The organism is Actinomadura sp. GC306 (assembly GCF_004348665.1).
Lineage (GTDB): Bacteria > Actinomycetota > Actinomycetes > Streptosporangiales > Streptosporangiaceae > Spirillospora.
In genome coordinates this window covers 1-26,318 of the sequence record NZ_SMKM01000069.1, presented here as the reverse complement: position 1 = coordinate 26,318, position 26,318 = coordinate 1, and the positions used below count along the sequence as shown (strand labels likewise).

Sequence of the window (26,318 nt, the reverse complement as noted above, 5' to 3'; positions counted from 1 at the left end):
GGGGGTTCCAGGTGGGTGAGCCAGGAGGTTAGGAGGGTTTCGAGGGTCTTGGCCTCGGTCGGGGTCAGCAGGTCCAGTAGCCGTTGCTCGTTGCGCATGTGGTCGGTGAAGGCGCGGTCGATCAGTTCGCGGCCGGGCTTGGTCAGGGCGACGATCCGGCCGCGCTGGTCGTCGTCGGAACGGCGGCGGGTGACGAGCCCCGCCCGCTCCAGGCGGTCGAGCCGCTTCGTCATGGCGCCGGTCGTGACCATGGTGTGGACGGCGAGTTCCCCCGGCGCCCGCTCGTAGGGCGCACCGGCCCGGCGTAGCGCGCACAGGACGTCGAACTCGCCCTCGCTGAGCCCGTAGCGCTCGTACACCGTGCAGAGTTCCCTGGTGAGATGGCCGGCCAGGCGGTGGAGCCGGCCGATCACGCCCTGCGGGCCGACGTCCAGGTCGGGACGTTCCCGGCGCCAGTCGGCCTGAATGCGCGCCACATGGTCGAGAGGCTCCGGGTCTTCCATGCCACCCAATATAGCTTCCTTGGAAGTTATATTGTCTTCCGTGGAAGCTAATCTGCGCTGGGTGGCCGTGACCGCGATCGCGCCGGTCGCCTGGGGGACGAACTACTACGTCACGCGCGGCTTCCTCCCTCCCGACCACGCGCTCTACGGGGCCGCCATCCGAGCGCTGCCCGCGGGGCTCGTCCTGCTGGCCCTGTGCAGGAAGCCGCCCCGCGGCGCATGGTGGTGGAGATCCGCCGTGCTCGGGCTGCTCAACGTGAGCGTGTTCTTCGTTCTCGTCTACGTCGCGTCCCAGTTGCTTCCGACGAGCGTCGCCTCGACGGTCATGGCGACGTCCCCGCTGACGATGATGCTCATCGCGTGGCCGCTGGTGTCCGAACGGCCCCGGGCCGCCCATCTGGCGGGTGCCGCGATCGGGCTCGCCGGGGTGTGCCTCATGCTGCTCGCGGGGACGGCCACGGTGAACGCGGGCGGAGTGCTGGCCTCCGCCGCCGCCATGGTGATGTCGTCCTTCGGGTACATCCTGGCCAAGCGCTGGAGCACCGATGTGGACGTGCTCGCCTCGACCACCTGGCAGCTCATCGCCGGGGGCCTCTTCCTGGTTCCGGTCGCCGCGGCGGTGGAAGGCCCTCCGCCCGCGGTCTCCACGTCCGTGCTCGTCGCGTTCGCCTACGTGGCCCTGGTCGCCACCGCGTTCGCCTTCGTCGCGTGGTTCGCCGGGCTGCGACATCTCCCCGCGGGGACCGTGGGCCTGATCGGGCTGCTCAACCCTGCGACGGGCGTGCTGCTCGGCACCGCGCTCGCCGGTGAAGCGCTGACCGTCCAGCAACTATGCGGGCTCTTGCTGGTCCTGGCCGGAGTCGCCCTCGGCCGACCCACCCGGGCCGGCCGAGGGCGGGACGGCTTCCCGGCGCCCGAGCCGTCACCTGTTGCCGAGGGGGACCTTGACGCCGCGGGAGAACATCGAGTCGTGTAGTTCGATCGTCTTCAGTTTCGTGCCGGGCGGGACGTCGTAGATGAGCGTTCCCTTGACCGAGTTGCCCGGGTTGATCTGCTGGAGGAAGGACTTGGTGTCCTGCTCCGACCAGATCGACGCCTCGGGGTCGGCCTCGAACTCGCGGTCCTGGGTGTCGATGAGCGTCTGGTTGTGGTGGGTGAAGCTGCGGGCCTCGCCGCCGATGTTCTTCACCGTCACGTAGATGAAGACGAACTGCCCCTGGGCGGTGTCGCCGCCGTACTGGTCGCCGACCTTCCGCACGCCCTTCCGCACCTTCGTGACGGTGAAGGCGAGCTTGCCGTCCCGGTATTCGCGGCCGATGCCGTTCGTGACCTTTGTCCCGCCGGCGGGGGCGGAGGCCGCGGGGGAGTCGCCGGACGTGGCCGCCGGGTCGGACGCGCCGCCGGTGGCCACGAGCGCCCCGCACGACACCATCAGGAACAGGGTGGCGACGCCTCCGGCGACGCCGTACAGGCAGCCCTTGCCGCGGCGCCTCTGCGGTGGCGCCGCGTACGGGGGGATCGGCGGCCCGGGACGGTGGTAGCCGTGCTTGCCGGGGTTCATGGCGTTCTCCTGGGGGTTCAGGCGGCGATGCCGCCGGTGCGGTGCCACGCGTGCAGGAACGCCTCGACGAGGCCCTCGGCGCGGTCGGTGGAATCGAAGGTCTCGGTGACGCGGCGCCGGGCGATGGACGCCAGGGAGTCCGCGGTCTCGTTGAGCGGGTGGCCGGAGTGGGCCCGGACGTGCTCCAGCCGCAGACCGGGACGTCCCACGACCTTCCGGGCCAGCCGGACCAGCGACGGGTCGGCCCCCGAACCGCGGGGGCGCAGGTCGTAGCCGTCCGGCAGCAGGCCGGTGTCGCCGCGCCGCCACGCCCGCAGGAACCGCAGCGCCGACAGGCTGTCGACGAGCAGCACCAGGTCGCGGCCGTCCTCGACGCGGTCGAGCAGCAGGCCCACGGCGCGCAGTTCGCTGACGAGCACGCGGTGGCGGCCGGTCGGGTCCTGCGGGCCGAACGTCCAGCCGCGCATGCCCCAGCGGCCGTCGCTGACGACGTAGCCGATGCCGCACGTGCCGCGCTTCCAGCTCGCGTCGGTCGCGGCGACCAGCGGGCCCGGGAGCCCGTCCCAGCCGGGGACCTGCCCCTGCGCGGGCATGCGGGCGGCGCGGCGCGCGGGACGCGGCGGCACCTGCGGGCACGTCGCGGCGTGCCGGCCGGTGCCGACGTAGTGCTCGGCCTCAGTGAGGAGCATCTCCGCGATCGCGTCGTCGCCGTGCCGGACGGCGGCGAAGGCCAGCCGCAGCAGCCGCCGCGCGACTCCGCAGCAGCCGCACCACGCGGCGCGGGTCGCGCAGGCCCGCAGGGACTGGCTCCGGGCGGCGATGCCGGGGGGCATCTGCTGCTGCGCGTCGTCGAACTCGCGCAGGGACATCGTCGGCACGTGCATGGTCATCAACTCCGCCGCTCTCGGGGGATGCGGATCGCTGTACACAGGAAACCACAGGCGATGCTGTGAATGCAATCAACCTGAGAACGGGCGTTCACGCTTGTGTGTGGCTGCCGGGGCCGGTTGAGGACGGTGAACCAGATCAACCGCCGGAAGGGGCTAAGGTGATCTCGATGCCTGTCCGCTGATGGGAGTACCGGTGCCGAACGACGCGACGGTGACCGCGGCCGATATCGCACGGCTGGCGGCGGTCGGCCGCGCCGCGGTGAGCAACTGGCGCCGCCGCCACGACGACTTCCCCCAGCCCGTCGGCGGGACGGCGGTCAGCCCCACGTTCTCCCTCGCCGAGGTCGAAGACTGGCTCCGCGGCCAGGGAAAACTCGCCGACTCGCCCGTCCGCGAACGCGTCTGGCAGACCCTCCGCGGCGCCGCCTTCGGGGACGTCGAGCTCGCCGACGTCCTCACCTTCGCGGGCGCCTTCCTGCTCTACCTGCGCGCCGAACCCGGCGGATGGCGCGAACTGTCGGCCGCCCCGGACGAGCGGATCGCCGAGGCCCTCCCCGGTGCCGTCCGCGCCTACACCGACCTGATGCCGGACGCCCTCCCCGCCGACCCCGTGCCGCTCGTCCGCGCCCTCTCGCAGCTCGTGGACGAACTGGGCGTCGCGGAGACCTTCGAGTTCCTCCGCACCCGCTACCTGGAGCACCACAGCCGCCGCGTCTACCTCACGCCCGGGGCCGTCGTCCGGCTGATGCTCGACCTCGGCGGGCCCGCGCGCACCGTCCTCGACCCGGCGTGCGGCACCGGCGCGTACCTCGCCACGGCGAACGAGCTGTTCGAGGACGTCGAGGAGCTCCTCGGGCAGGAGATCGACGACACGACCGCGCGCATGTCGGCCATCCAGCTCGCGCTCCGCGGCGCCCCCGCCGAGATCCACTCCGGCGACTCGCTCCTCAGCGACGCCTTCCCGGGACGGACGGTCGACCTCGTCGTCACCAACCCGCCGTTCAACGACCGGGGGTGGGGCTACGAGCAGCTGACCGGCGACCCACGCTGGGAGTACGGGCTGCCGCCGCGCATGGAATCGGAGCTTGCGTGGCTCCAGCACGGCCTCGCCCACGCCCGTCCCGGCGGCAGCGTCGTCATGCTCATGCCCCCGGCCGTCGCGAACCGCCGTTCCGGGCGCCGCGTCCGTGCCGAACTGCTCCGCCGGGGCGCGTTGCGCGCCGTCATCGGCCTGCCACCGGGCGCGGTGCCGAACATGGCCGTCGCGCTCACGGTGTGGGTTCTGCGCCGTCCGTCCCCTGGGGACCAGCCCCCGGACGACGTCCTCATGGTCGAGACGTCGGCCGATCCCGCCGGCTTCGCTGAGGTCGCCCTCAACGCGTGGCGGGGCTACCTCAAGGGCAAGGACGACGAGACCGACTCCAGCGTCATCGTGCGCATCATCGACCTCTTGGACGACGAGGTAGACCTCACCCCTGCGCGTTACCTCCCGCAACGAAGCGCCCCCACATCGGAGGGGTCGTTCACCGTCGCACAGGAACTCCTCTCAGCGAAAACCGAGGAACTCGCTCGGACGGCCACCGAATTGTCGTGCCTCACCCGGTCCGATGCACGGGATGACGTCCCGATGACGACGATCGGTGAGCTGGCTAGGGCGGGTGTCCTGGACGTCCTGCGCGGCCCTACGAGGGGGAAGGCGGGCGATGGGAACGTCCCCGTCCTGACCCTCCAAGACCTGGCCGAAAACAGAGACCCCAGCGGGACCGCAGCCGATACCCCGGAGGACCTCCGCCTTCGCTCAGGCGACATCGTCGTCTCCCTAGTGGCCCGCCACCCCGCAGTGCGCGTCCTCACCGATGGGGGTGCTCTCCTAGGCCCGGGGCTGGCCGTCGTCAGGGTCGACCCGTCCCGCAGTGACCCCGACTTCGTCGCCGGGTGGCTCCTGCTAGGCGCGCAGGGGGCTCGCCTACGCAGTTCCACCTCGTCCGCCCGATTCGACGTCCGCCGTGCCCGCCTGCCACGCCTTCCCCTGGACGAACAGGCCGAACTGGGCCGCGCCTTCCGCAAACTGAGCACGCTGCAGACCGCGCTCCGCGAAACCTACGAGGCCGGCACGAACGCCCTGCGCCTCGGCCTCGAAGAACTCGCCGCCGGCACCCTCCGACCCTCGGACTGACCCCCGGCCACGCAACCGCCGGCGCATGCCCCGGAGTACGCTGCGGGCACAGCCGGAAGGGGTGGCGCGGTGCGGCGGGGCGATCTCCTCGGAGAGCGCGAGCGGTACGAACTCGATCAGCCGATCGGACGCGGCGGGATGGGCGAGGTGTGGCGCGCCTACGACCGGTTCCTCGACCGGCGCCTGGCCGTCAAGTTCACCCGGGTCTCGGACGATTCGCTCGTCGCCCGGTTCGAGCAGGAGGCCCGCAGCACGGCATGGTTCGACCATCCCGGCGTCCCGGCCGTCTACGACTTCGGCAGCCACGACGGCTGCTTCTACCTCGTGATGCAGTACGTCGAGGGCGTCACGGTGGACCACGTCCTGGACGCACAGCACAGACTCTCCATCCCGTGGGCCGCGCTCATAGCCGCTCAGGTGTGCGCCGTCCTGCACGTCGCGCATCGCCGCCCACTCGTGCACAGGGACCTCAAGCCCAGCAACCTGATGCTGTGCCCAGACGGGTCGGTGAAGGTCCTCGATTTCGGTGCCGCGGTGGGGCTCGGCCCCGGTGACGTCCGTCGAACTACAACCGGCCTGAGCGCGCCCTACACACCGGGGTACACGGCCATGGAGCAGGTGTACGGCACCCCAAGCCCGCAGAGTGACCTTTACTCCCTCGGCTGCGTTCTCTACGAGATGCTCACCGGGGAGGTCGTCTTCCCAGGCGGCACCGCATACGAGGTATTGCGGCGCCATGAAGAGGAGGAGCCTGCGCCACCCAGCCGGTCCCGTCCCGACGTCCCGCCCGGCCTGGACGCACTCGTCCTGCAACTCCTCGCCAAGCAACCGGCCGACCGCCCCGGAGATGCGGACGAGGTCTACCGGCGCCTACTGCAATTCGTCACGGCCCTTGATCCTCTCCCAGGGATCGTCGACGAAATCGCCCCTCAACACCTGTACGCCAAGGCCATCAGCCGTATCCGCCTCATCGGCACGGCGCCGCGCACCGCCGCATCGCCTACCGCTGCACCCGGCAAGAGGGGGGCGCTGCCCACTCTCGATGGGGTCGTCCAAGCGCGCGCGGAAGCAGGTGACCTCGCCGGCGAAGGCCGCTACACGCAGGCCGCGGAACTGCTCTCCGAGCTGACCGAACCGGCCCGCCTCGTCCTCGGCGACGAAGACCCGGAGTACATGGGGCTGCAACTGGACCTCGCCGACGTGCTCTTCCGCAGCGGCGACTACCGCCGGGCCGTCCACGCCTACCGCGCCGCCGCCGTCACCCTGGCCGAGTGGTACGGCCCCGATGACCCGAACGTCCTGAAGTGCCGCGAACAGGAAGCGGTATGCCAGGCCCACCTGGGCGCCACCGGCACCGCCCTCAGGCATCTCGAAGAACTCCTGGACGACGTTTCCGGCGGCGGCCCCTACGACACCCTGACCTTGCGCGTCCGCGAACGGATAGCACGCCTGAAACTCGCCGCAGGCGACACGGAACGGGCCCGGAAAGAACTGGCCGAACTACTGTCCGACCTGACCGCCCACCACGGCGACGACCATCCGCAGATACCCGGCCTCCGCGCCCTCCTGGACGACCTCAACCAGGCAGGAACGGGCTAGGCGAACCCGCGTACGACACGTACAGGTGGTCGCGGGCCCGGGTGGACGCCACGAACAGAAGGCACCGCTCCTTCTGGATATCCTGCGCGTGGGCCTTCGGATCCTCCTCCTCGGGTGTAATGGCCTTCGCCGCCGGCATCGACTTCTCGTCGGTACCGATGACCGCCATACACCGGAACTCCAATCCCTTCATCTTGTGCATGGACCCGACCTGCACACCCGGCGACTTACTGGGCACCTGATATGCGGTGATGCCCTCTTCCTTGAGTCGTTTCGCCGCCTTCCGCGCCACCCACAGGTACCGGGCGGCGACCCCGATCGCGCTCGGCTCCACATCGGCCTCCAGCCAGGAGCGAACCTGCGCGACGAGTCCGTCCAGCTCCGCGTTCCGGTCCGGATATGCCTGCACCACCGGACGCCGCCCGTGAATGGGGGACCGGTAACCGTCGAGGGAGTCGGCCGAGTCATCGAGCCCCTGCGCCGGCGACAATCCCAGCAGCGGCACCGACCAGGCGAGGATCTCCTGCGTGGTCCGGTAATTGAGCTTCAGCTTCGTGCTGCGGCCCCGCACATTGATCCCGAGACTCGTCAAAGAGACATGGCTGTCGTAGATGCGCTGGTGCGGGTCCCCGACGACGAACAGGTCATCCGGCCCCTCCGCCACGAGTCGCCGCAGCAACCGCCATTGCGCGGTGTGAATGTCCTGGGCCTCGTCGATGATCACGTGGTCGTACTCGGGGCCGCCGACCAGGTCCGCCGCCTCATTCGCGAGCTGCGGGAACGTCGATCTCCCCGCGGCGGCCAGCGCGTCCACGACATGCCGGATGGAACGCCACACCACCGTCCGCTGCGCCTTGCCCAGCGGCACCCCGCGCCCGGTCCGCGTGCAGGCGAGATACTCCTCTTCGCTTTCCAACCCCTGCGCCAAGACGATCTGCTCCCATTCCCGGCTCAGGAAAGTAGGCGAGAAAGGCGTTCCCTCCGCGGCCTCCTCCCATAGCGGATCGAGCACATCAGGCCCCGCGACACCGGGCCTGCGATGCCTTCCCACCACCTCGTAGGAAACGGCGTCCACATTCTTCACATGGACCCGCTCCCGCACTTCCGGATCGTCCACGAGCAGGGCGAGCTGCCGCTCCAGAGCCTCCGCCAGGTTCCGCGTGAAAGTGGTCAGCAGAACCCGCCCGCCCTTGGACGCGAGGAAATTCGCCCGGTGCAGCGCCACAACCGTCTTGCCCGTCCCGGCGCCGCCCGTCACCTGCGCGGGCCCGCTGTAGGACGGCCGCAGCGCGATCCGCCGCTGCACCGGATGAAGGAAGGTCCGCCAGAGGTCGAAGGGATGCGCGAGAACGTCCCGCAGCTCCTCGGGCCCGTTAACGAATACGACCTGCTCGGGCGACCGCCGCATGGCAGTCACCAGGTCATTGGGATCGACCTCGGCGGGCTTCTCCTCCACCGCCAGAGTCTTGGCGACCTCTTCCCATGCCTGCTGCGGATTCATGCCCTGCGCCAGCGCCAGCAACGCGATGTACTGCGGCTCCGGAAGCAGCCTCTCCATCGCCTGGAGATGCGCGTCCTCCGTCAGCAGCCGGACGAGCGGAAGCAGTTCCTCGTCGATTCCGAGCCGCAGCAGGTCCCTGTCGAAGACATGTTCCAGCAGCCGGTAACCGGTGCCCTCGGCGGCCTTTTCCAGCGCGGGGGACATCTCGTCCAGCGCGACCTGGTTCCGCACCTCGAAAACACCGAGCGCCTGGTTGACGGAGAACTTCCGGCTCCTGGCCCAGCTGATCGCGTCATCGTGGGGCATCACCGTCAGCAGGCAGTACACGTCCCCCGTGTCCGGCGCCAGCACCACCCCGCGCCAGAACTGGTCGATCCGTATGGTCCGGATGCGCGAATCCTTGGCCGCGCTGAGCTTTTCCAGATGCAGCCCCGCATGCGTGTGCTCCGCGAACTTCCCGATGGCCGCGTCCACACCCTTGCGTACCTTCGGCTCCAGCTTGGCGTACTGCGGCATGAACGTCTTCGCAATCGCCAGCTGAGCCACCCCGCACCGCCCTTTCACCCGGCCTGACACCGCCGTCAGGCCGGGACATCCTAGAAGCACCCCACATCTGAACCCGATTGAACCCGGCAGGACCGTCCGGCCACCTCCGGACAACCACGGAAATCACTCGTGGACGCCGCCGGCGAACGGGTCGAGCACGCCGAACCAGACCAGCGCGAGCACCGTCGACCCGAGCGCGATCCGGTAAATGACGAACGGCATGAAACTCCGGGTGGTGATGAACCTCATGAACCAGGCGATCACCGCATAGCCGACGACGCCGGCGACGAGGGTGGCGAGGATCGTCGGCCCCCAGTCCACATGGCTGCCGGGTTCACCGATCTCGGTCAGCTCGTACGCGCCGGACGCGAGCACGGCCGGGATCGCGAGCAGGAACGAGTACCGGGCCGCCGCCGCGCGGCTGTACCGGAGGAACAGCCCGCCGGTGATCGTCGCGCCGGACCGCGACACCCCGGGGATCAGCGCGAGCGCCTGGCAGAACCCGTAGATCAACCCGTCCCGGACCGTCAGATCGTCCAGTTCCTTGACCGGCCGGTCCGCGCGGTGCCGCCCGACGCTCTCCGCCCGCTCCGCGTTGCGCGCGGCGAACCGGTCGGCCAGCGCCAGCAGTACGGCGAGACCGATCAGCGTGCACGCGATCAGCCGCAGGTCGCGGAACGGCCCCTCGATGTAGTCCTTGAGCGTCAGCCCGAGCACCCCGATGGGCACCGAGCCGATGATCACCAGCCAGCCCATCTTGGCGTCGATGTTCCCCCTGGCCTCCTTGTGCACCAGCGACCGCGTCCAGGCCGTGACGATCCGGACGATGTCCTTGCGGAAGTAGACGAGCACCGCCGTCTCGGTCCCGATCTGCGTCACCGCGGTGAACGCGGCCCCCGGATCGCGCCACCCGGCGGCCACGGCCGTCAGCCGCAGGTGCGCCGAAGAGGAGATCGGCAGGAACTCGGTAAGCCCCTGGACGAGCCCAAGGATGATGGATTCAAACCACGTCATGTGGAGTGATTACTCCTAGTGATGGACCCCGGCCACGGCGGGATCATGGCAAGGCAATCGAGCGACGCCCCACAGACGCCGCCCGAAAATGTCAGATGCCCTCAAGTTTCCCACCGATCCCGCCCCTACAAGACCACCAGCCCCATCTCTTAGGTGAACATTCGTCGCCGCCACGGCCGCTGGACGTTCTCGCCCGGAGGGCCCGCGAACCAGTCAACCGCGGGCGGACAGCAGCACTTCGCGACGACCAGGGCGACCCCCGCAGGCCCCGGCGCGGCCAGCGGCGGCCACCACCTGCGCATGGCCCGCTCCGCGTCGCCCGCGCTCTCATCCCCGCGTGCCGCCAGATGCGCCGCAGCCGCCATCACCGCGAGAACTGCGCCGCCGTTCCGGCAGGAATGCGCTGGTCGACCTGCTCGACGAACCCGGGGTGGTCGACCCCTCAATGACCCGGCGGACGTGCGCCAGTAGATCCGCCGCCTGCCGCGCGAGCGACACGCTCGATCTCGGCCTGGATGACGGGCCTGCGGCGGGCGGGCCGCGGCCCATCCCCAGCTCGCGGACGGGTCACCATGCTCGGGTGAGCTAGCTGAGATTACGGGGAGGAGGCTCAGGCGCTCATGATGCTGATCGAGGAGCGGGCCACACAGAATGGGTGGGATGCGGCTCGGATGACGCCGTTGCTCGCCGACTCGCTGAGGTGTCGCCGTGGGGGCGGCAGTGGCACGGCGAAGTCGACCCGGCTTTCGGGCAGACCCTGGCCGATGCCTACGCCACGTACCTACAGGACAGGTAGCGCGAGTACGGGACCTCGGACGACGATCTCAAGAGATGGCGACCAGAGAAGCGAAAGTGCGGCCACCGAAAGAAGAAGGACTTCTGACCTCGTCCACGGGCCTGGCCGACCTGGTACGGGATCACCGGTCACTGAGCTCGCGTCGCAACGTCCGTCCGATGTACCCGCTGCTAAGTCTCTGCCGGCTGAGCGGACTCGCCCGCTCAGCCGACCCCTTCCGCAGGTTTGAAGCGAAGCCCTCTGCGGACTGCCTTAGATCTGTAGCGGCTGTGCCTCCTGTGACGGTTGGTGGTGCGAGTTGATCGGGTTCATGCGGTTATGGACGTCAGTCAACTCGACCGGATTGATTCGAGGAAAGCGATCCACTCGGTTCGTGTGAACTTGAGAATCGGACCCTTGCCATGCATCTTCGAGTCTCGAATGCCGATGGTGTCGGAGGTAGAGCAGCCCACCTCGACGCAGTTTCCACCTGCTTCGCTGTAGCTGGACACTCGCCAGTCTGTGAACTTCCTGGTCATCCGCTCGCTCCAGTTGCTCTACGGGTTAGTCGGTCGGCAGCCTCGGTGAGACACCTGAGGCTGTCCTCTGAGGATAGGACAGCCTTGCTGAGAAGTTCGTATCTCTTTGCATGCTGCTCGACCTCCCGGCTTCCGGTGTAGGGAAGGTCGTTGCTGGCGGTTTCGACCACGACCATTGGAGGATCGGAGGGGTCCGGGAAGGTGTAAAGGGAGAACGCCGCTTGGGGGATGGCAATGCCATCGATGTACGCATCGACGGGGAGCATGTGGATGGTGAGCCCCGCGACGGACGTCATGAGTTGGATAAGGTGCCGCACCTGAGCGGCCATGATTTCCACGGGCACGTTGACCCGTCGAAGCACCACTTCATCGAGGATGACAGTGTAGGCCGGTCCGTCCGGGCAGATGACGGCTTCCTGCCGACGCTGCCGCGCCTTGGTCATCTTGTCGAGGTCGAAGCTCAGCGGTCCCTCTGCGCGCTTGAGTTCGGCAACGGCCGATATGAACTCTGGCGTCTGGAGCAGGCCGGGGATCGTGGTGTCGTTGTACTCACGAATAGTGTCGGCACCTGATTCGATGTCGGCGTAGAGACGCTGGCGTGCCCCCATGGCTTCACCGTAGGAGTCCCACCATCCCCTCGCGGCCGCCGCAGAGGCGAGGCGAACGATCGGCAAGCATTGGTCGTCCGGCATTTCGAGTGCATCGAGGATTTTGACGACATCCCCGACGTCGGGGCGGCCGTAGGCGTTCTCCAGGCGGCTGATCTTCGTTCGGGAGTAGTGGATGCGCTTGGCGAGTTCGTCCGCCATCATCCCGCGCTCCTCCCGGAGTTCGCGGAGTACGGTCGCGAGGCGCTGGCGTCGTACGAACGGGCTGACCATGTCGATCCTCCGGGGGGAGTGAGGCGTGACTGTCCAACTACCCTATGTACACGACGGTCAGGTTCCCCCGCGGGCAAATGAACGGGTGGTCAGGCCGAACAAGGCCACAACTTTTTATCGAACGAGCCTGTCTGTGTTCGGATAATCGAACGCACTCGTCCTACCCGCCGACCCACGCGCCGCTGCGTCAAGCCCTGATCTCGCTCGCCGTCCACGTCACTTGCCCTGACCGGCGGGCCGACCCGCCCGGGTGCGCCCAACGTCTACACGCGGCCAACCGCATCCCCGGCCTGCCTCACGTACGACATGTTGCTCGTGGTCGGCCCGAGGTGCACACGCCGCGTGCCGGTGTGGTGGTTGGTGATTCCATGGTCGCGCTGACCGCAGCCGAAATCCGGCGAGAGGCACTGAACACCGACGGTCGCCAGCCCGCCCTCCCCACCGTGTCAATCAGATCGCGCCGGGCTCCGCCCTGCTGAGGTTATGGACGTTGCGCGAACGGAGCTATCTTGCTCGGCCACCCCAACTCGACTGCTCATTCCCTGCTCACACGTTGCGGGACTCGCCTTGCCGGGCCGCAATCCATTCTTTGGCGAAGTCGGCGGAGTTTTTGATGAACTCCTCCAAGCCTGCCTCGTCGAGATTTGCCTCGTGCAGCAAGGTATCGAGGATCGCGACCTCGGCGTCGATCGCAGACTCAGCGTCCGGCGGAACGTAGGACTCAGCGGCAGGGTATCCCAATACCTCCAGAATCAGCTGCTCGGCCACGCGAGGATTGATAGGGCTCACGTCTCGTCCATAATCGATGCGCATGTCCGCGACGAAGCGGATCACATCAGGGGGCGAGTAGGTCGGCGAGAACTTCCGCCACACCGCAACTCTGAACGCTCCATACAGAATCACCGTGTGGGCGATCGCCTCCTTCTCAGATTCCGCGACCTGGAACGGCCCCCAGGCACGGGCTTCTCCCTTGAGAAGCGCACGTAGCGCCGCTACATGCTCGCCCCTCACCTCGACGCCCGTGCAGTCGATTACTGGGTGAGCCACTGATCCGCCACCTCGCGCGCCTCTGTCAGGAAGGTGCCGAGTTCATGGGCATTGAAACCCTCGTCGGAAACAAGTGCCGCCAGGAGAAACATTTGATGGCCCAGGACGGTGTTGTCATCGATGTCATCGATATCGCCTTGTTCCATCCCGAAAAGGATGATGCGTTCGGCGATCTGAGGGTCCAGGGCATTCGCCGCTACTTGCGACGATGCCCTCAGGGTGGCGACGTAGTCGATGACGTCGGTACGTGGAAGGTACTTGCCATCCTTAATGAACCGCCGCTCAATAGCCACGAGTAGCCCAGCGGCGATCAGTGCAGAGTAGCCACGATTGTCCTCGCCGGGATCCAGTTGATCCAGCCGGCGCCGATGCTCTTCGGTGCGGCCCGCAAGCTGCGCCTCTAGCGTGTGTACATGGTCATCCGTTACCGTCATCGTACCTTCCCATGGATCCCTTGAGCTTTCCCTCTATGCTATTGCGTGCTCGCTGGGCGCCTTTGAAGAACAGTATTGTGAGAAGTGCGACCCCGACCGCACCGCTCCCTACCGTCATCTTCTTGTGTGGAGTGACAGGGTCGTTCGGAACCTCCCTCCCCGTGCTGGTCGTAGTCGGACTTTTTGGTTGATCATTCAGGAAGTTCCCGATGTCGTCGGTCCATTTTTTGCCGATGTCAACGCTATCGGGGGCTGACCGTGCAAATCGTCGGCCCACCCGGTCGCGCCGTCGAGTCGTATCGGGGCTGGGCTCAAGATAGTCGCGTTTGGCGGGGTCTTCCTCGGGATCGCGGAGTTCGCCACGTCCGGGGGTGCCGTCCGTGATGCGATCGGGGAGATCGCGGTATTTGTTCGGTTCATCTTCTGTGGTGGCCGGGGTCCCCGGTCGGCCTTCGGCATTCCTATCACGGCGCTCGAGTTGGTTGCCGGGCATCTGTTCGTTGAACTGGACGCCGGGTGACGCCCAGCGTGTGACGCCTTCTTCCGCTGCGGGTAGCCAGGCGACTCGGACTTGGGGGGCGTCCCCTGTCTCCGGGGTGTCGGAGGCGTGGACCGGGTCTTCGGCGGCCTGCGCTGTTTCACTGCCGCGGTCCTGCTGTTCGGCGGGAGCGGGCTCGTCCTGCGGAGTGTGGTCGTGACCGGCCGGTTCGTCATCGGCCTGGGGCTGCTGTTCGCTGCCGGCTTCTCCGCTGGGATCGTTCTCGTCGTCGCCGGGTAGGCGGCCGTCCTGCTGGGGGAGTGGCTGATAATTCCGGTCTGGCGGAGCCTCTGTCTCCGTTTCGCGGTTGTCGGGCCGGTCGCGGTCTCCCTGTGATTCCGGTCCAGCTACGCCTGTCTCCTGGCGAGGAGGCGCCTCGCCGCGCCCGTCCGGCTGTCCGGCCTCGCCCGTCTCCGGTTTCGTTTCGCCGGTCATCGGCCGGTCTTCGGCCGTCTGCGGTTCGGCCGGTGCGTCCGGCCTCTCGTCGGCAGGTCCGTCATGGAAGGGCTCGGCCTTCTCGTCCCGGACCTCCCCGCGCGGCTCCGTCCCTTGTTCCGGTGCGGATTCGCCGGTTTCGGCCGCGTAGGGCTGCTCGCCGCGTTCGTCCGGCCGAGTCTGTCCGGCCTCGAATTCGAAACGTTCGGTTTCCCGGCCGCGCTCGCCGCTTCCGGCATCGGTGTCGGAATCGGTCTCGCCGCCCGGTTCCCTCTCCGGAGTCTTCGGGCCAGCCTGAGCGTCCTGCTCCTTGTCGGCGGGCTCGGCCGCGGAGGAGTCGCCCGGGTTTTTCTCGTGTGCGTCTCGCTGCTCGGCGCCGGCCTCCTGCGGAGCGGTCTGCGGTGCGCCGTTCTCCGCGCGGCGGGCCTCCTGCGCTTCACGTGCTGCGCGGAGGCTTTCCAGGCGGGACGGCTGACCGGGCGACCCTGGCCGGTCGGGTGGTGGTGCCGGCGGGTCGTCCTCGGCCGGTGGTTTCTCGACGTTTTCGGTGCGGGTGTCGGTCCCGCCGGGCCGGTCGATGCCCACACTCTCCACCCTTCCGCAGGGGGAGCGGAGTCCTGCCGCCCGAGTCGAGCTGACAGCAGACTTGCCGCCCTTTTCATTGCATGTCGGACAAGTATCCGAGGGGTGTGCGGGGTCCCCCTCCGAAGGAGCCACGCCCATGTAATCGCGCACGTTCATCTTTTGCACGTTCGTGTTGAGAACGACCGTGGCCCGCATGTCCAAGGCGGTGGCTCAGATGGTTTGCCAGCCGCTGCTTTGCAAGGGATCGGCGTGAGAGAGCGACGTTCAGGATGTGAAACCGCTCATCTTCGAGTGATTCGCCGATGCGGTCGAAATGGGTAGTGGTCGCTCGGATGGGACGCACGCGGGACAGCGCGCAGACCGCTCGTCCGACGCTGCGGAGGTTCGGCCCCGGATGGCCGCCTGTCCAACTACAGGCCCGTCAGCTGCGTTGCCCCGGACGGCCCCAGCGAATGCACCGCGTGGCTGTGGTTCCTCGCGGAGCTGCACGACAGTTGGGACGGCCCATGCGCGGACGCCGGCCCCTGCCAGCTTTTTCGGTAATAGCCCGCGAGTTGATCAGCGTGGTGGAATGCGGCGCCAATGCTGGCGAGGGCGAGCCTCAGGAAGTACTGCCGTTCGCTGGCCCGCGTCAGCCGGGGCTCTGCTGCGACCACCACGTGCAAGTGCCGTAGCCGTCCGCTATAGACAGGGGACGTCAGTGAAATCCGAGGTGAGCGGCACCGTGCTCCAAGCTTCCCGTGTCCTCTGGTCTGTCTCCGAGATGAGGATGCTCACCGCGAGATCGTGATGGCGGGCGAACCAGGTTCTGGCCTCGCTTGGGTGGTGCGTTGCGTATCTACATGCACCCCGTCTCTTGCCGTGGGAAGCTTGAATCAGCCGATTTTGAGTGCGGCTTGCGCTCTTCCCGCGAAGGTAGCATCGTGTCGTGGCGACAAAGGCCGACCGGCAATTTTCTGCCATGTGCAGGGGACTGGGGCGGTGATTGAGTGGCCGCGAGCACTCACGGCCCGAACGGGACGGGTGATCACGACCATGGGCCGCAACATAAGGGTTTCTGGGTCCTGCTCTCCGCGTTTCTAGCGTTCGTGCTGGGTGGAGTCCTGCTCCACGTGTACGCGCTCGTGTTGGCCCTGGTTGGCGCACTGCTCGCCACCTGGGCGGCGCTCGCGCTGAAGGGGCGCGCAGCTCGCCGGGGAAGAAGACACGTCCTGGCCCCGCTGTGGATCGTCCTTGCAGGCGTCTCACCCGCGCTGCTGCTGTGGGCCTTCGCGTTCTCGCCTCTCAACGCTCGATAGGAAGGCGCCTCTCAGCGATCCGCAAGGCAAGCCGTGGCCCGAGGAGTCCCCGGCGAATGTGGGGCCGGACCGTCCGGCGCCGAGAACCCGCTCGACGCGACGACGGTTAGCACGTTCACCCCGTGCATGTTCACGACCGGTACGCGCTCGACCGTCAACGCTCATCTCGGGAGCGTGCCGATCGGCGGCCTGACGTGGAATTTCCTGGGTGCGTGCCGGTCCGTGCCGTAACGATGAACACGCACGATGACGAACCGGCCACTACGCGTTGAGGAACCCTTATGTCGTACCCGATGCCTCTCCCGTCCGCCCCCGCGAGCGCGCAGTGCTGGCGCCGCGCCTTCCCCGGCGAACTCGACCAGGCCCGCGCCGCCCGCCGCTTCACCGCGGCCCTGCTCGCCGGCTGCCCAGAGCTGGACGATGTCCTCCTGACCGTGGACGAGTTCGTGGTGAACGCGCTGAGGCATACGAAGTCCGGTCAGCCCGGCGGCGTCTTCACCGTCGAGATCGCCCGCTGGGACGGCGCGGTCACCGTCGCCGTCACCGACGAGGGCGCCCCGTCCGAGCCCGCCGTCACCGACGCCGCTCCCGACGCCGAGTCGGGACGCGGCCTGCGCACCGTGTCCCTGCTCGCCTCCGGCTGGGGCTGGTTCGGCAACGACCGCTCACGCACCGTGGCCGCGCTCTTCTCCGCGTCGCTCGGTGAAGCCGCGTGAGCGGCCGTGACCTGCGCGAATGGACCGTCCTCCAGGTGCGGTCCGCGATGACCGCCGCCATGCGCACCGACCCGCGCGCCCTCGACGCGCTCGCCGAGGACAACGCCGGCTCCCTCGACCCGTACAGCCTGTCGTTCCTGAAGACCGCGCGGATGCTGACGCTGGCCACCTCCGCGGCGCTGACCACCGTCCTCACCGCTCACCGGTACGGCCGCGACCGCCACGACCGCCCCGTCTGCCTGGCCTGCGGCACCGGCCGCTGCCGGACCGTCCGCGCCGTCTCCGACGTCCTGGCCGCCTACGCCCTCCAGGTGCACCCAGTCGACCGCCCGGAGGCTTGGCGCCGCGCCGACGACTATTACGTCCGCACCGCCGGTCACCCCGTCCCGCTGACCATCGACTCCTTCGAGGACGGCTTCGTCGCCCGCCCCGGAACCCCGCCACCCGAAGCACCCGACAACGTCCTCGTCATCGACCGCAACACCGGCGCCCTGACCCTCTGGCCCGCCTACGACACAGGCACCCTCGCCATCGAATACCGCGCCTACAAACGCGGCGATCCTTGAGCGCAGCCCCCCGCGCGCCGACAGCGCCGGTGTGCTGGGCCGGTACGGTCCACCGCGCCGACCCGCCTGTACCGGCCAGCGCGGCCGGCGGCCGTGCCGCCGGCCGAGAGTTCGAGGCCGGCGGCACGGAGCTCGTCGAGCGCAGTGCGGGGTCCTAGCGCTGCCAGGGGACGGCGGCCAGGCGGAGGTGGGATTCGCTGCCGCGGTCGCCGGGGCTGAGCCAGGAGAAGACGAGTTGGTCGTTGTCGCTCAGTTCCGGGTGGCCTATCAGGGCGTAGCAGCCCCAGCCGCCGCCGGTGCAGGTGTCGGGGACCTTCGCTGAGACGGCGGCGGTCCAGGGCCCTGTCGGGGAGTCGGCGGTGTAGACCGTGAAGGGAGCGGACCCGAAGCCCGTCTGGACGATCATCGCCAGGCCCTTGGAGGTCGTCGCCGAGTAGTCGTTGACGGCCAGCCCCCAGGGCAGGACTCCGGCCGGGAGCACCGACTTCAGGTGGCCGTTCGCCTCCGTCCAGCCGTACCAGCCGGCCGGCTGGCCGCCTGGCGGCTGAGCCCACCACTGGTAGTTGGACGCGTCGCCCCAGCGGCCGGGGTCGGAACTGGGGACGCGGGTCACGAAAACTCCGGAGTCGCCGTCGCGCGTGTGGTCGAACAGGTACAGGTAGCCGTCGTCCCCGAAGACCGGGGAGCTGACCCCTTGGCCGAGCGGCAGGTCCTCGGCCGCGGCGGACACATCGAACGGGACGTGCCGGGCGGTGAACTTGTTGCTGGCGGGCTCGTACACGGTCAGCACCAGCCGCTCCGCGAACCAGCCCACGTCCTTCACCAGGCACATCTCGGCGTAGGTCAGCAGCACCCGCTGGGTACCGGGGACGGCCGCCGCGCCTCCGATCCAGGCGACGGGGACGCCGCCCGGTGAGCACGGGACCGGCGGGTTGCCCGGCCTCTTCAACCCGGACGGACTGGGGAAGAACGGTTGGGACGATGTGAGGTCCGTGCGCGGCGGAGCGGGCGGCGTCGGCACCTCGGTCAGCGCGCGGGGCGCCTTTCCGGGCGTGAACGAGCCGAGCGCCGCGGTGCCGGTCACGGAGTTCGGGAACACGCCGCCGTTCAATCCGGTGTCGCCGAACACCCACAGGGCCTTGCCCGGCGCGTATGCCGCGCTCACTCCGCCGTCGCGGGAGATGCGGTTCGTGGGGGTGTCGGCCGTCGTGAGGATCCTGCCGAGGTCGGTCGTCCCGGCGGTGGTGCTCGTCGCCGTCCGGAAGGTCTGGAAGGCGTCGAAGTCGCCGAGATCGGCCGGGGTGGTGCCCGGCGCGTTGACCTGCGAGGTGAACGGCCCAGTGCACAGCGGTCGCGAGGCGGGGATGTTGGTGTCACCGGAACCGCACACCTGGTAGTGGTAGAGCCCGCCCGGTTTCAGGCCGCTCGGCGTGTGCGTGATGGTGTACTTCGAAACGGGGGACGATACCGGGCCGATCGGCGTGGACTGAGAGCTCTGCACGGTGGGAGTGGAGCTGTCCTCCCACCATTGGAACCAGCCGAGGCAGGGGTTCTCCGGAGCATCGGCCGAGCAGGTCACCTCGGCGGTCAGCGTCGCCGAACTGGACGTGATCGAGGTCGGCGGTGTCGTGACCCCGACGCATCCGGCGAGCAGCGGCATGAGCGCGGCGGCGGATGCGGTGGAGCGCTTGAGGGGCATGAGCCGCTCCTTTCGTCGCCCGAAGAGTAACCTCGCCACCATCTACTGTCATTGAGATGACACAAAGCGGACATCGGGGAGGAATATTCGCTGCTGGATCGCGGTGGCCCGGAAGGTTCCGGGCGCGTCAGGCGTCATGGCTTCTGTGTCACTGGGCACGGCAGCCCACCGTTCGGGGTCCAAGGTGCTTCCACCGATTGGGCTGGCGGCAGGCGATGTCGTTTCTTGCCAATCAGCGCCGTCTTCCCCGCACCCGCATCCGGGGCTGCCTGGGCGAACACTCGAAACCGCGCATATCGGGGCGACCTCATGGCGTAGTTGGCGGCGCGCCCAGTCGTTTTCGTTGCACCGCGCACTTGATCAGTACAGTGACCTGGGACGATGGTCCTTCTGTGTGATGGTGGTCAGTGCGGCGTTCACGTTTCAGGGGCTTCCTGGGGGAGTTCCCATGGATCCATTTGGGTATCGGAATTTTCGGCAACCTGACCTTCGTCGTGGGCAGTGTGCTGTTCTTGTACGCCGATCTGGAACGGGCCGGAGTCTGGCTGTTCATCACCGGCTCGTCCGGCATGCTGGTGGGCAGCCTCGGTGAACTGCTGGTCCGAGTGGAGCGCCGGGTCCGGGGGGAAGCACTGCGATGACTCGCTCGACCGCCGGGGGGTGACGGTCCGCAGAGGCTCGACACCCAAGGGTGATCGCCGATCTTGACCGGGGCCGGCCCCGGCGTGGGTGCCGGTCGGCCCCGGTTTCGGGCCAGAGGGGCCAGTCGCCGGAGGACGCGGTTCGGACGGCGTAGTCCTCGAACGTGGCCGGAGGGCGGCCGAGCGTCCCATCAAGGCATTCGTCGAACTGGCCGTCGCGAGCGACGTCCGAAGGCCGGTGCGCCGGGATCGTGGGGCGCGCGCGACCGTCCCGGGGCAGCCGGACGTGATCCCACCCGCGAGCCCGCCCGTCGAACGAAGCGGATGTAAGGCGCGTACCAGGAGGAACAACCTCCCACCCCACCGCCGCACCAGGGAGAATTGGGCGGCTTCTTGTTATCTGCAGTGGTCTGGGGTGTCTCCTGGAGGATCTGTGGTGAGTCTCCGGAGGACGGGTATGCGTGTGGGCACGGACATGGAGCGGCTGGTCCGGGCGGCCCAGGAAGGGGACGCCGAGGCCCGGGAGCGGCTCGTCGCCGAGCATCTGCCGTTGCTCTACAACGTCGTCGGCTGGGCGCTGGGCGGGCACGCCGATGTCGACGACGTCGTCCAGGAGTCGGTCCTCCGCGCGCTGGGCGGGCTCGGGCGGCTCCGTGAACCCGCGCGGTTCAGGTCGTGGCTCATCTCCATCGCCATGAACCAGGTGCGGCACCGGTGGCGGGCGCAGCGGGGCAGGACGCCGATGGATCCCGAGTCGCTCGCCCGGGTCGCGGGGGCCGAGGAGGATTTCGCGGAGTCGGCCGTCCTGCGGCTGGAGCTGTCGGAGCAGCGCCGCGAGATCGCCGAGGCGACGCGGTGGCTGGATCCGGACGAGCGGGAGCTGCTCGGGCTGTGGTGGCTGGAGGCGTCGGGGCACCTCGCCCGCAAGGAGCTCGCGGACGGCCTGGGCGTGTCGGTGCCGCACGCGGCCGTCCGGGTGCAGCGGATGAAGAAGCAGCTCGCGACGTGCCGCGGGGTGGTCCGGGCGGTGGCGGGGCCGCATTGCGAGGCGCTCGGGCCGCTGCTCGCCGGGTGGGACGGCCGGCCGTCGCCGCTCTGGCGCAAGCGGATCGCCCGGCACATCCGGGGATGCCGGTTCTGCTCCGCTCGCCAGCGGGATCTCGCGCCGCCCGAGGCGCTGCTCGCCGGGCTGGTCCTCGTCCCGTTCCCGGCCGACCATGCGCTGCACGCCGCCGAGCTCGCGGCGGGCGCGGGCGCCGTCGACGGGCTCGGGGCCGCCGCGGGTGCGGGGAAGGGCGCGGCCTGGCTGGCCGGGACGGCGGCGGTGGGGGCGGCCGCCGCCGCGGTGACCTTCTGGGCCGTGCGGGACTCCCCGCCGGACGCGGCGCCTCCCGTCCGCGACCCCGTCGTCCCCGTCCAGCCGGCGCCCACCCCGGAGGACGCCCCGCCGAGCTCGGCGCCGGGCAAGGACCGGGTCGAGCGGCGGCCCACCCGCGCGCCCGCGCCGAGTGTCGAAGAGCAGGTCGTCCGGCTCGTCAACAAGGAGCGGGCCGCGGCCGGGTGCCCCGCGCTGCGGATCTCGCCGGCCCTGCACCGGGCGGCCGAGCGGCACTCGCGGGACATGGCGGCCCGCCGCGTCCTCGATCACCGCGGGTCCGGCGGCGACGGGCCGGGGGAGCGGATCACCGCCGCCGGATTCCGCTGGAGCTCGTGGGCCGAGAACATCGCTCAAGGGCAGCCGTCCGCGTCGTCCGTGGTGGACGGATGGATGAACAGCCCGAAACACCGCTCCAACATCCTCGACTGCCGCTCGACGATGGTCGGGGTCGCGGTCGTGCGCGGTGCCGGCGGACCTTGGTGGACGCAGGTGTTCGCCACGCCCCGGTGATCAGCGGGCGGTGCCGAAGTTCTGCGTCCAGTACGGCCCGCCCGACGTCACGAGGCCCACACCGATCTCGGCGAACCGGCAGTTCAGGATGTTCGCGCGGTGGCCGGGGCTGTTCATCCACGCCTTCATCACGCTGGCGGCCGTCGGCTGGCCCTTCGCGATGTTCTCGCCGTAGGTGGACCAGCGGTACCCGGTCGCGGTGATCCGGTCGCCCGGGTCCTTGCCGTCCGGGTTGGTGTGGTCGAAGAAGCCGCGCCGCTTCATGTCGGCCGAGTGCGCCTGCGCCGCCCGCGTCAGCAGCGGATCGGCGGTCACGGCGCGGCACCCCTGCTTGGCCCGCTCCTTGTTGACCAGCGCGATGACCTGCGCGGCCGGGCCGCCGGACGTGGTCGCCGGCGGTGCGGCGGGCGCCTTCGTCCGGGGCGCGGCCGGCCGGCTGCGCGTCACCCGCGGGGTCGGCGTGCGGGTCGGACGCGCCTTGCGCGAGGGCGAGGCCTTGGTGGGGGTGGGCGTGGCGGACGTCTCGGTCGGCGACGGAGCCACCGGGTCCGGGACGCCGAACGCGGACGGGGCCGGCTGCCCGCCGTTCGCGGCCGCCGCCTTGCCGGAGTCGCCGTCGAACGCGCCGCTCGCCGTGCCGGCGATCCCGCCGATCAGCGCCAGGCCCGCCGCACCGGCGGCCGTCCACGCCACCATGCGGCCGGACGCCCGCCGCCTGGGCCGGTGCGGCTTGCCGGGCCCGTGCCCGGGGTGATGGGGGTTGCTCATGGCGGTGTCTCGTCCTCTCGTCGCGGATATGCGGACGAGAGTGCAGACCCCCGGCAAGACCGGCGATAACAGAAAAGTCGCTTACGTTCCGGAGATGGTGTGCTTGGTCCTGCCTTCGGCCGCGGGGTCGAGGCCCCACGTGAAGACGGTGCGCGGATGGATGCGGATGATGTGGGCGCCGAAGGGGGAGCCCTGGCCGCCGTCCCCGGTCGCGGTCTCGGCCCGTCCCCGGATCTCGATGCCGCGCACGCGCCAGGGATCGACCGTGACGAGGTCGTCGACGACGAACGCCACCTGGTCGTTGTGCTGCAGGTTGCGGTACTTGCGGGACTGGGGGAGGTTCCAGCCGCCTATGTCGATCGTCCCCGTTTCGGGATTGAAGCGGAAACCGACCGGGTTGTTCTGCGGGTCGCCCTTGGGGCCCACGGTGGCGAGGCGGCCCAGCCGCTGCGTCGCGAGGTACTCGCGCTCGATATCGGTGAGGCTCATAAGTCCAGGTTGGGACCTCAACCTGACTTGAGGTCAAGGCCCGTGAGGAGGGCGCGGAGGCGGGGGGACATCTCGTCCGGCAGCTCCCGCGGCTCGAACCAGCCGGCCTCCAGGATCTCCGCCGTGTCGATCCGCAGGTGCCCGCCGGTGATCCGGGCCTCGTAGTACGCCTCGACCCGGTGCCGGAATCCGCTGGCGACCCCGACCGGCGGCCCCGCGACCTCCACCTCCAGCGACGTCTCCTCGCGGATCTCGCGGGCGACGCCGTCCTCCAGCCGCTCACCGGCGTTGACGTATCCGCCGGGCAGCCCCCACGCGCGGTACGCGGGCCAGAGCCGGTGCCGCAGCAGCAGGATCCGCCCCTCGTCGTCGTGGACGAGCCCGCCCGCGTAGACCAGGAACGTCCGGTGCCTGAGCCGCGCGAGCCGCCACTGGGCACGTCCGCCGAGCCGCTTCCACAGCCGCGCGGCCATCCGGTGCACCGCCGGCGCACGGCGCGCCGTGCCAGACCGGAGCCTCATTGGCGGAATGCTAGCCGTCCAGGGCAGTGTGGCGCTGGCCACATCGCGGCCGGATCGGGATCGCACGGGACGCCGCCGTTCGTCTAGAGAGGAACGCAGCCGTGCCGGGGAGGCGAAGTGACCACGGGGACGATGGGGCGGTCCATGGCGGAGACCAAGGCGGAAACAGCCGCGGCGCCCGGGGTGCGGCGCCGCGCGCACGTGAAACTGGTACGCAAGGGGGCCGTCGCGATCGCCGGCATCGCCCTGGTGACGGCGGGCCTGGCGATGCTCGTGCTGCCCGGCCCCGGCGTCGTCGCGATCCTCGCGGGCCTCGGCCTGCTCGGCACCGAGTTCCCCACCGCCCGCCGCATCAGCGAACGACTCCACTCCTACATCCGCACCGCCTGGCACCGGCTCCGCGACACGATCAGGACGCGAAGGGGAAAAGGCCCCGCTGCTTGACGTGCAGCAGTGCCGCCAGGGTGAAGGAGTCGGTGATCTCGCCGCGGCCCAGCATGCGATCGATCCGGTCGGGGGCGACCAGTTCGATGCGGTCGATCCCCTCTTCCGGGTGGGACGCGCGGGGACGGTCCACGTCCGCCCAGAAAAGACCCGCCTTGCTGCCGGCGACTCCGGTGTCGGCGTAGAAGTCCCCGAGGAATTCCAGGGATCGCGCCGGGACGCCGATCTCCTCTTCCAGTTCGCGCCGAGCCGTCTGCTCCGGGGTTTCGTCCGGCCGGGCGAAACCCCGGGGAATCTCCCAGTGCCATTTGCGGGTGGCGTGCCGGAAGTGCCGCACCAGGACGACGCCGCCCTCGCACACCGCCAGGACGGCGGCTCCGGCATGCCCCTGGGGATGCAGCGTCCGGAGATATCCGCCGACGCGGCCGTCGGCGAACGCGACCGGATCCCGCAGCAGCAGGACGTACTCGTCGCGGTAGCAGACCCCGTACGGGCCGCCCTCGGCCGGGAATTCGTCGAGTATCGCGTTCCATGCGCCCGGCGGGTTCTCGAACAGGTCCGGCCACGCGCGGCGGACCCGGTCGTACTCCTCGTCCGGTGTGCTCATTCACCCTCGTTCGAAAGGTCGGCACCGTTTCCGCCGGTGCCGTGCCCGGGATTCCGCGCCGACAGGAAGGCGATCAGTTTCTTCGCCTCCCGGTAGGGGTCCTCCATGCGCATGTCGAGAAGTTGCGCGGTGGTCTCGATCCGGTGCCGCGACCGGTTCGCCAAGAACCTGCCCAGCCCCAGCCGGATCGTAACCCTGGCCAGCCGGACGCCCGCCAGGGCGGCGACCTCGCCGACGACCTCGTAGGCGATCTCGTCGCCCGGCATGTAGAGGACGTTGACCGTCAGCGCGCCGATGTCGATGGCGATCTCGGTCAGGGCGCCGAACCGCCCTCCGGAACGGTCGTTGCGGATCCGCTCGGCCTTGCCGAGCATCGCGAGGTACTGCCTGGTGATCTCGACGACGCCGGTTTCGGGGTCGGACAGCGCCTCAAGGGACGGAGTGTTGACGACGCGGGCCAGGGCCGTCTTGTAGGCCAGCCATTCCGGTTCGGCGCGGACCTGCCAGATGTCGGCGAGCGAAAGCCGGTCGAGCGTGGGCACCGCTTCGAGAAGGCCCTGGACGTCCTCGAACGCCAGGTTCCGCAGCAGCCGGATGAGCTCGTCGGCGTCGGTCGACTCGGTCGCGGCTCCGCCGCGCCTCCGGCGGATCTGGGCCAGCCCTTCCTGGAGCGCGGTGCGGCGCGGCGAATTGCTCGGCGTCAAGGCGAACACGTCGACCGCGTCGGCGAGGTTCGTGGCGTACTTGAGGTCGACGAGCTGCTTCACGATGGCCATGTGCGGACGGCCGGCGTCGTAGCGTCGCTGGGCGACGTCCGTGCCTTCCCCGACGACGAACCGCTCGTACAGGCGCTGCCGCACCACGGGCCGCCCGGCGTCCAGTTCGTCGAACGCCCAGCGGCTGACCTCCTTGAGCCGGAGGAGGACGCCGCGGGCCAGCTCGTCGTCCAGGCCGAAGTCCCGCTGTAGCGCCGACTCCTTGAAATGGAGGAAGCTGGTCAGGAACTCTCCGAACGCCCTGTTCATCGCGTCGGCCAGGGCGGCGTTCTCCGCGTCGTCCCAGGACAGCCGCAGGCACGACATCATCGTGCTCTCCGCCATGGCGCGCCACGCGCCGAGGCCGTCGGTGACCTCGAACTGCGGATCGGTCTGCGGGAGTGGGCCGTCCTCCCACAGGAGCATCGGGATGATGACGCCGGCCTCCAGCATCCGGGCGAACGCGTCACGGTCGCGGCCCTTCTTCGCGAAATCGCGGTAGACCTGCGGATTGTTGTACAGGAAGGCGCGGTTGATGAGCACCTTCTCCGCGTTGAGCAGCGCCCGCAGGTACTCCCTCCGCGACCTCTGCTCCTGTTCCCGCAGAACGGCCGCGCCGACCCCGCCGTCCCGCCGCACCCGATCCAGCAGTTCGTTGTCGAACCACTGGTTGTCGAGTGACTGGGGGACCGCCGTGATCGTCTGGCGCAGATCACCCGAGATCAGTTTGTTGAAACTGACGTCCCCCACATGCCCTACCGGCATCCGGCACTCCCCGCTTCCAGGACCACGGCCTCCCAAACCCTACGGCGCCCGCCGCCCCGCCGTTCGCGCCACCGAATCGGCGACCGGCTCTGGCCAACGGGTGGTCAGCGGAGGCGGGTGACGGATGGCGCAGGGGG

General features: G+C 69.4%; 25 protein-coding genes. 9 read left to right on the top strand and 16 right to left on the bottom strand.

The annotated features are described in order from the left end of the window. The coding region (locus E1200_RS12860; RefSeq protein WP_131952093.1) for a MarR family transcriptional regulator at positions 1 to 503 on the bottom strand (503 nt) is incomplete at its 3' end. 40 nt (positions 504 to 543) lie between these two features. Here E1200_RS12860 and E1200_RS12855 point away from each other — a divergent pair. Further along, a complete protein-coding gene (locus E1200_RS12855) occupies positions 544 to 1,479 on the top strand; it encodes a DMT family transporter (RefSeq protein ID WP_243708524.1) in 936 nt (311 codons plus the stop codon). Here the strand turns inward: E1200_RS12855 and E1200_RS12850 are convergent. Continuing rightward, positions 1,426 to 2,064 (bottom strand): DUF4352 domain-containing protein, encoded by a 639-nt coding sequence (locus tag E1200_RS12850; RefSeq protein WP_131952092.1) that lies wholly within the window; start codon positions 2,062 to 2,064, stop codon positions 1,426 to 1,428. The genes E1200_RS12855 and E1200_RS12850 overlap by 54 nt on opposite strands. Positions 2,065 to 2,081: 17 nt before the next feature. Then, a complete protein-coding gene (locus E1200_RS12845) occupies positions 2,082 to 2,954 on the bottom strand; it encodes an RNase H family protein (RefSeq protein ID WP_131952091.1) in 873 nt (290 codons plus the stop codon). Positions 2,955 to 3,147: 193 nt separating this feature from the next. On the opposite strand from E1200_RS12845, the gene E1200_RS12840 reads away from it, so the two are divergent. Together E1200_RS12840 and E1200_RS12835 are read left to right on the top strand one after the other, a co-directional pair. Then, positions 3,148 to 5,130: an N-6 DNA methylase gene (locus E1200_RS12840; protein WP_243708523.1), complete on the top strand. Its 1,983-nt coding sequence runs from the start codon at positions 3,148 to 3,150 to the stop codon at positions 5,128 to 5,130. Between the two features lie 69 nt (positions 5,131 to 5,199). Further along, positions 5,200 to 6,729 (top strand): serine/threonine-protein kinase, encoded by a 1,530-nt coding sequence (locus tag E1200_RS12835; RefSeq protein ID WP_243708522.1) that lies wholly within the window; start codon positions 5,200 to 5,202, stop codon positions 6,727 to 6,729. Here the strand turns inward: E1200_RS12835 and E1200_RS12830 are convergent. From E1200_RS12830 to E1200_RS12800, 7 genes are all read right to left on the bottom strand, one after another. Next, complete coding sequence (locus E1200_RS12830; RefSeq protein WP_131952089.1) at positions 6,707 to 8,776, bottom strand: UvrD-helicase domain-containing protein; 2,070 nt, start codon at positions 8,774 to 8,776, stop codon at positions 6,707 to 6,709. The two genes, E1200_RS12835 and E1200_RS12830, sit on opposite strands and share 23 nt — an antisense overlap. 123 nt (positions 8,777 to 8,899) lie before the next feature. Further along, entirely contained in the window at positions 8,900 to 9,790 is an 891-nt protein-coding gene (locus E1200_RS12825) for an undecaprenyl-diphosphate phosphatase (RefSeq protein ID WP_131952088.1), read from the bottom strand. Between the two features lie 1,125 nt (positions 9,791 to 10,915). Continuing rightward, complete coding sequence (locus E1200_RS12820) at positions 10,916 to 11,104, bottom strand: DUF397 domain-containing protein (protein ID WP_131952087.1); 189 nt, start codon at positions 11,102 to 11,104, stop codon at positions 10,916 to 10,918. Next, entirely contained in the window at positions 11,101 to 11,985 is an 885-nt protein-coding gene (locus E1200_RS12815; RefSeq protein ID WP_131952086.1) for a helix-turn-helix transcriptional regulator, read from the bottom strand. Before E1200_RS12815 ends, E1200_RS12820 begins: the two co-directional genes overlap by 4 nt. A gap of 546 nt (positions 11,986 to 12,531) precedes the next feature. After that, positions 12,532 to 13,032: a hypothetical protein gene (locus E1200_RS12810; protein WP_131952085.1), complete on the bottom strand. Its 501-nt coding sequence runs from the start codon at positions 13,030 to 13,032 to the stop codon at positions 12,532 to 12,534. Then, the gene (locus E1200_RS12805; protein WP_131952084.1) at positions 13,017 to 13,466 is read right to left on the bottom strand and encodes a hypothetical protein; all 450 of its coding nucleotides are present in this window, start codon (positions 13,464 to 13,466) and stop codon (positions 13,017 to 13,019) included. The genes E1200_RS12810 and E1200_RS12805 overlap by 16 nt, the downstream gene beginning before the upstream one ends. After that, on the bottom strand, positions 13,450 to 15,024 hold the full coding sequence (locus E1200_RS12800) for a hypothetical protein (protein ID WP_131952083.1): 1,575 nt from the start codon (positions 15,022 to 15,024) through the stop codon (positions 13,450 to 13,452). Before E1200_RS12800 ends, E1200_RS12805 begins: the two co-directional genes overlap by 17 nt. Positions 15,025 to 16,136: 1,112 nt before the next feature. Here E1200_RS12800 and E1200_RS12795 point away from each other — a divergent pair. The 3 genes from E1200_RS12795 (at position 16,137) to E1200_RS12785 (ending at position 17,604) form a co-directional block, all read left to right on the top strand. Further along, entirely contained in the window at positions 16,137 to 16,322 is a 186-nt protein-coding gene (locus E1200_RS12795) for a hypothetical protein (RefSeq protein WP_131952082.1), read from the top strand. Between the two features lie 293 nt (positions 16,323 to 16,615). Continuing rightward, positions 16,616 to 17,038, top strand: a complete 423-nt coding sequence (locus E1200_RS12790) for an ATP-binding protein (RefSeq protein WP_243708521.1) — start codon at positions 16,616 to 16,618, stop codon at positions 17,036 to 17,038. After that, positions 17,035 to 17,604 carry a hypothetical protein gene (locus E1200_RS12785; RefSeq protein ID WP_131952080.1) on the top strand — a complete coding sequence of 190 codons (570 nt, stop codon included), beginning with the start codon at positions 17,035 to 17,037 and terminating at the stop codon, positions 17,602 to 17,604. Before E1200_RS12790 ends, E1200_RS12785 begins: the two co-directional genes overlap by 4 nt. Positions 17,605 to 17,758: 154 nt before the next feature. Here E1200_RS12785 and E1200_RS12780 read toward each other — a convergent pair whose 3' ends face one another. Then, the gene (locus E1200_RS12780; protein WP_131952079.1) at positions 17,759 to 19,303 is read right to left on the bottom strand and encodes a hypothetical protein; all 1,545 of its coding nucleotides are present in this window, start codon (positions 19,301 to 19,303) and stop codon (positions 17,759 to 17,761) included. A 407-nt stretch (positions 19,304 to 19,710) separates the two neighbouring features. On the opposite strand from E1200_RS12780, the gene E1200_RS12775 reads away from it, so the two are divergent. Together E1200_RS12775 and E1200_RS12770 are read left to right on the top strand one after the other, a co-directional pair. After that, a complete protein-coding gene (locus E1200_RS12775; RefSeq protein WP_131952078.1) occupies positions 19,711 to 19,944 on the top strand; it encodes a YrhK family protein in 234 nt (77 codons plus the stop codon). Between the two features lie 457 nt (positions 19,945 to 20,401). Further along, the gene (locus tag E1200_RS12770) at positions 20,402 to 21,832 is read left to right on the top strand and encodes a sigma-70 family RNA polymerase sigma factor (protein ID WP_131952077.1); all 1,431 of its coding nucleotides are present in this window, start codon (positions 20,402 to 20,404) and stop codon (positions 21,830 to 21,832) included. On the opposite strand, the gene E1200_RS12765 is transcribed toward E1200_RS12770, so the two are convergent. From E1200_RS12765 to E1200_RS12755, 3 genes are all read right to left on the bottom strand, one after another. Next, positions 21,833 to 22,600, bottom strand: coding sequence for a CAP domain-containing protein (locus E1200_RS12765; protein WP_131952076.1), 768 nt, complete (start codon positions 22,598 to 22,600; stop codon positions 21,833 to 21,835). It abuts the gene before it with no gap. A gap of 81 nt (positions 22,601 to 22,681) precedes the next feature. Beyond that, positions 22,682 to 23,089 carry a PPOX class F420-dependent oxidoreductase gene (locus tag E1200_RS12760; RefSeq protein ID WP_131952075.1) on the bottom strand — a complete coding sequence of 136 codons (408 nt, stop codon included), beginning with the start codon at positions 23,087 to 23,089 and terminating at the stop codon, positions 22,682 to 22,684. Positions 23,090 to 23,106: 17 nt separating this feature from the next. Then, positions 23,107 to 23,610, bottom strand: a complete 504-nt coding sequence (locus E1200_RS12755; protein WP_243708520.1) for an NUDIX domain-containing protein — start codon at positions 23,608 to 23,610, stop codon at positions 23,107 to 23,109. A gap of 117 nt (positions 23,611 to 23,727) precedes the next feature. Here E1200_RS12755 and E1200_RS12750 point away from each other — a divergent pair, with 117 nt between their 5' ends. Further along, a complete protein-coding gene (locus tag E1200_RS12750; protein ID WP_207933316.1) occupies positions 23,728 to 24,054 on the top strand; it encodes a PGPGW domain-containing protein in 327 nt (108 codons plus the stop codon). On the opposite strand, the gene E1200_RS12745 is transcribed toward E1200_RS12750, so the two are convergent. Together E1200_RS12745 and E1200_RS12740 are read right to left on the bottom strand one after the other, a co-directional pair. Next, a complete protein-coding gene (locus E1200_RS12745) occupies positions 24,020 to 24,661 on the bottom strand; it encodes an NUDIX hydrolase (protein WP_131952074.1) in 642 nt (213 codons plus the stop codon). The genes E1200_RS12750 and E1200_RS12745 overlap by 35 nt on opposite strands. After that, a complete protein-coding gene (locus tag E1200_RS12740) occupies positions 24,658 to 26,181 on the bottom strand; it encodes a hypothetical protein (RefSeq protein WP_131952073.1) in 1,524 nt (507 codons plus the stop codon). The genes E1200_RS12745 and E1200_RS12740 overlap by 4 nt, the downstream gene beginning before the upstream one ends. Positions 26,182 to 26,318 lie beyond the last annotated feature (137 nt).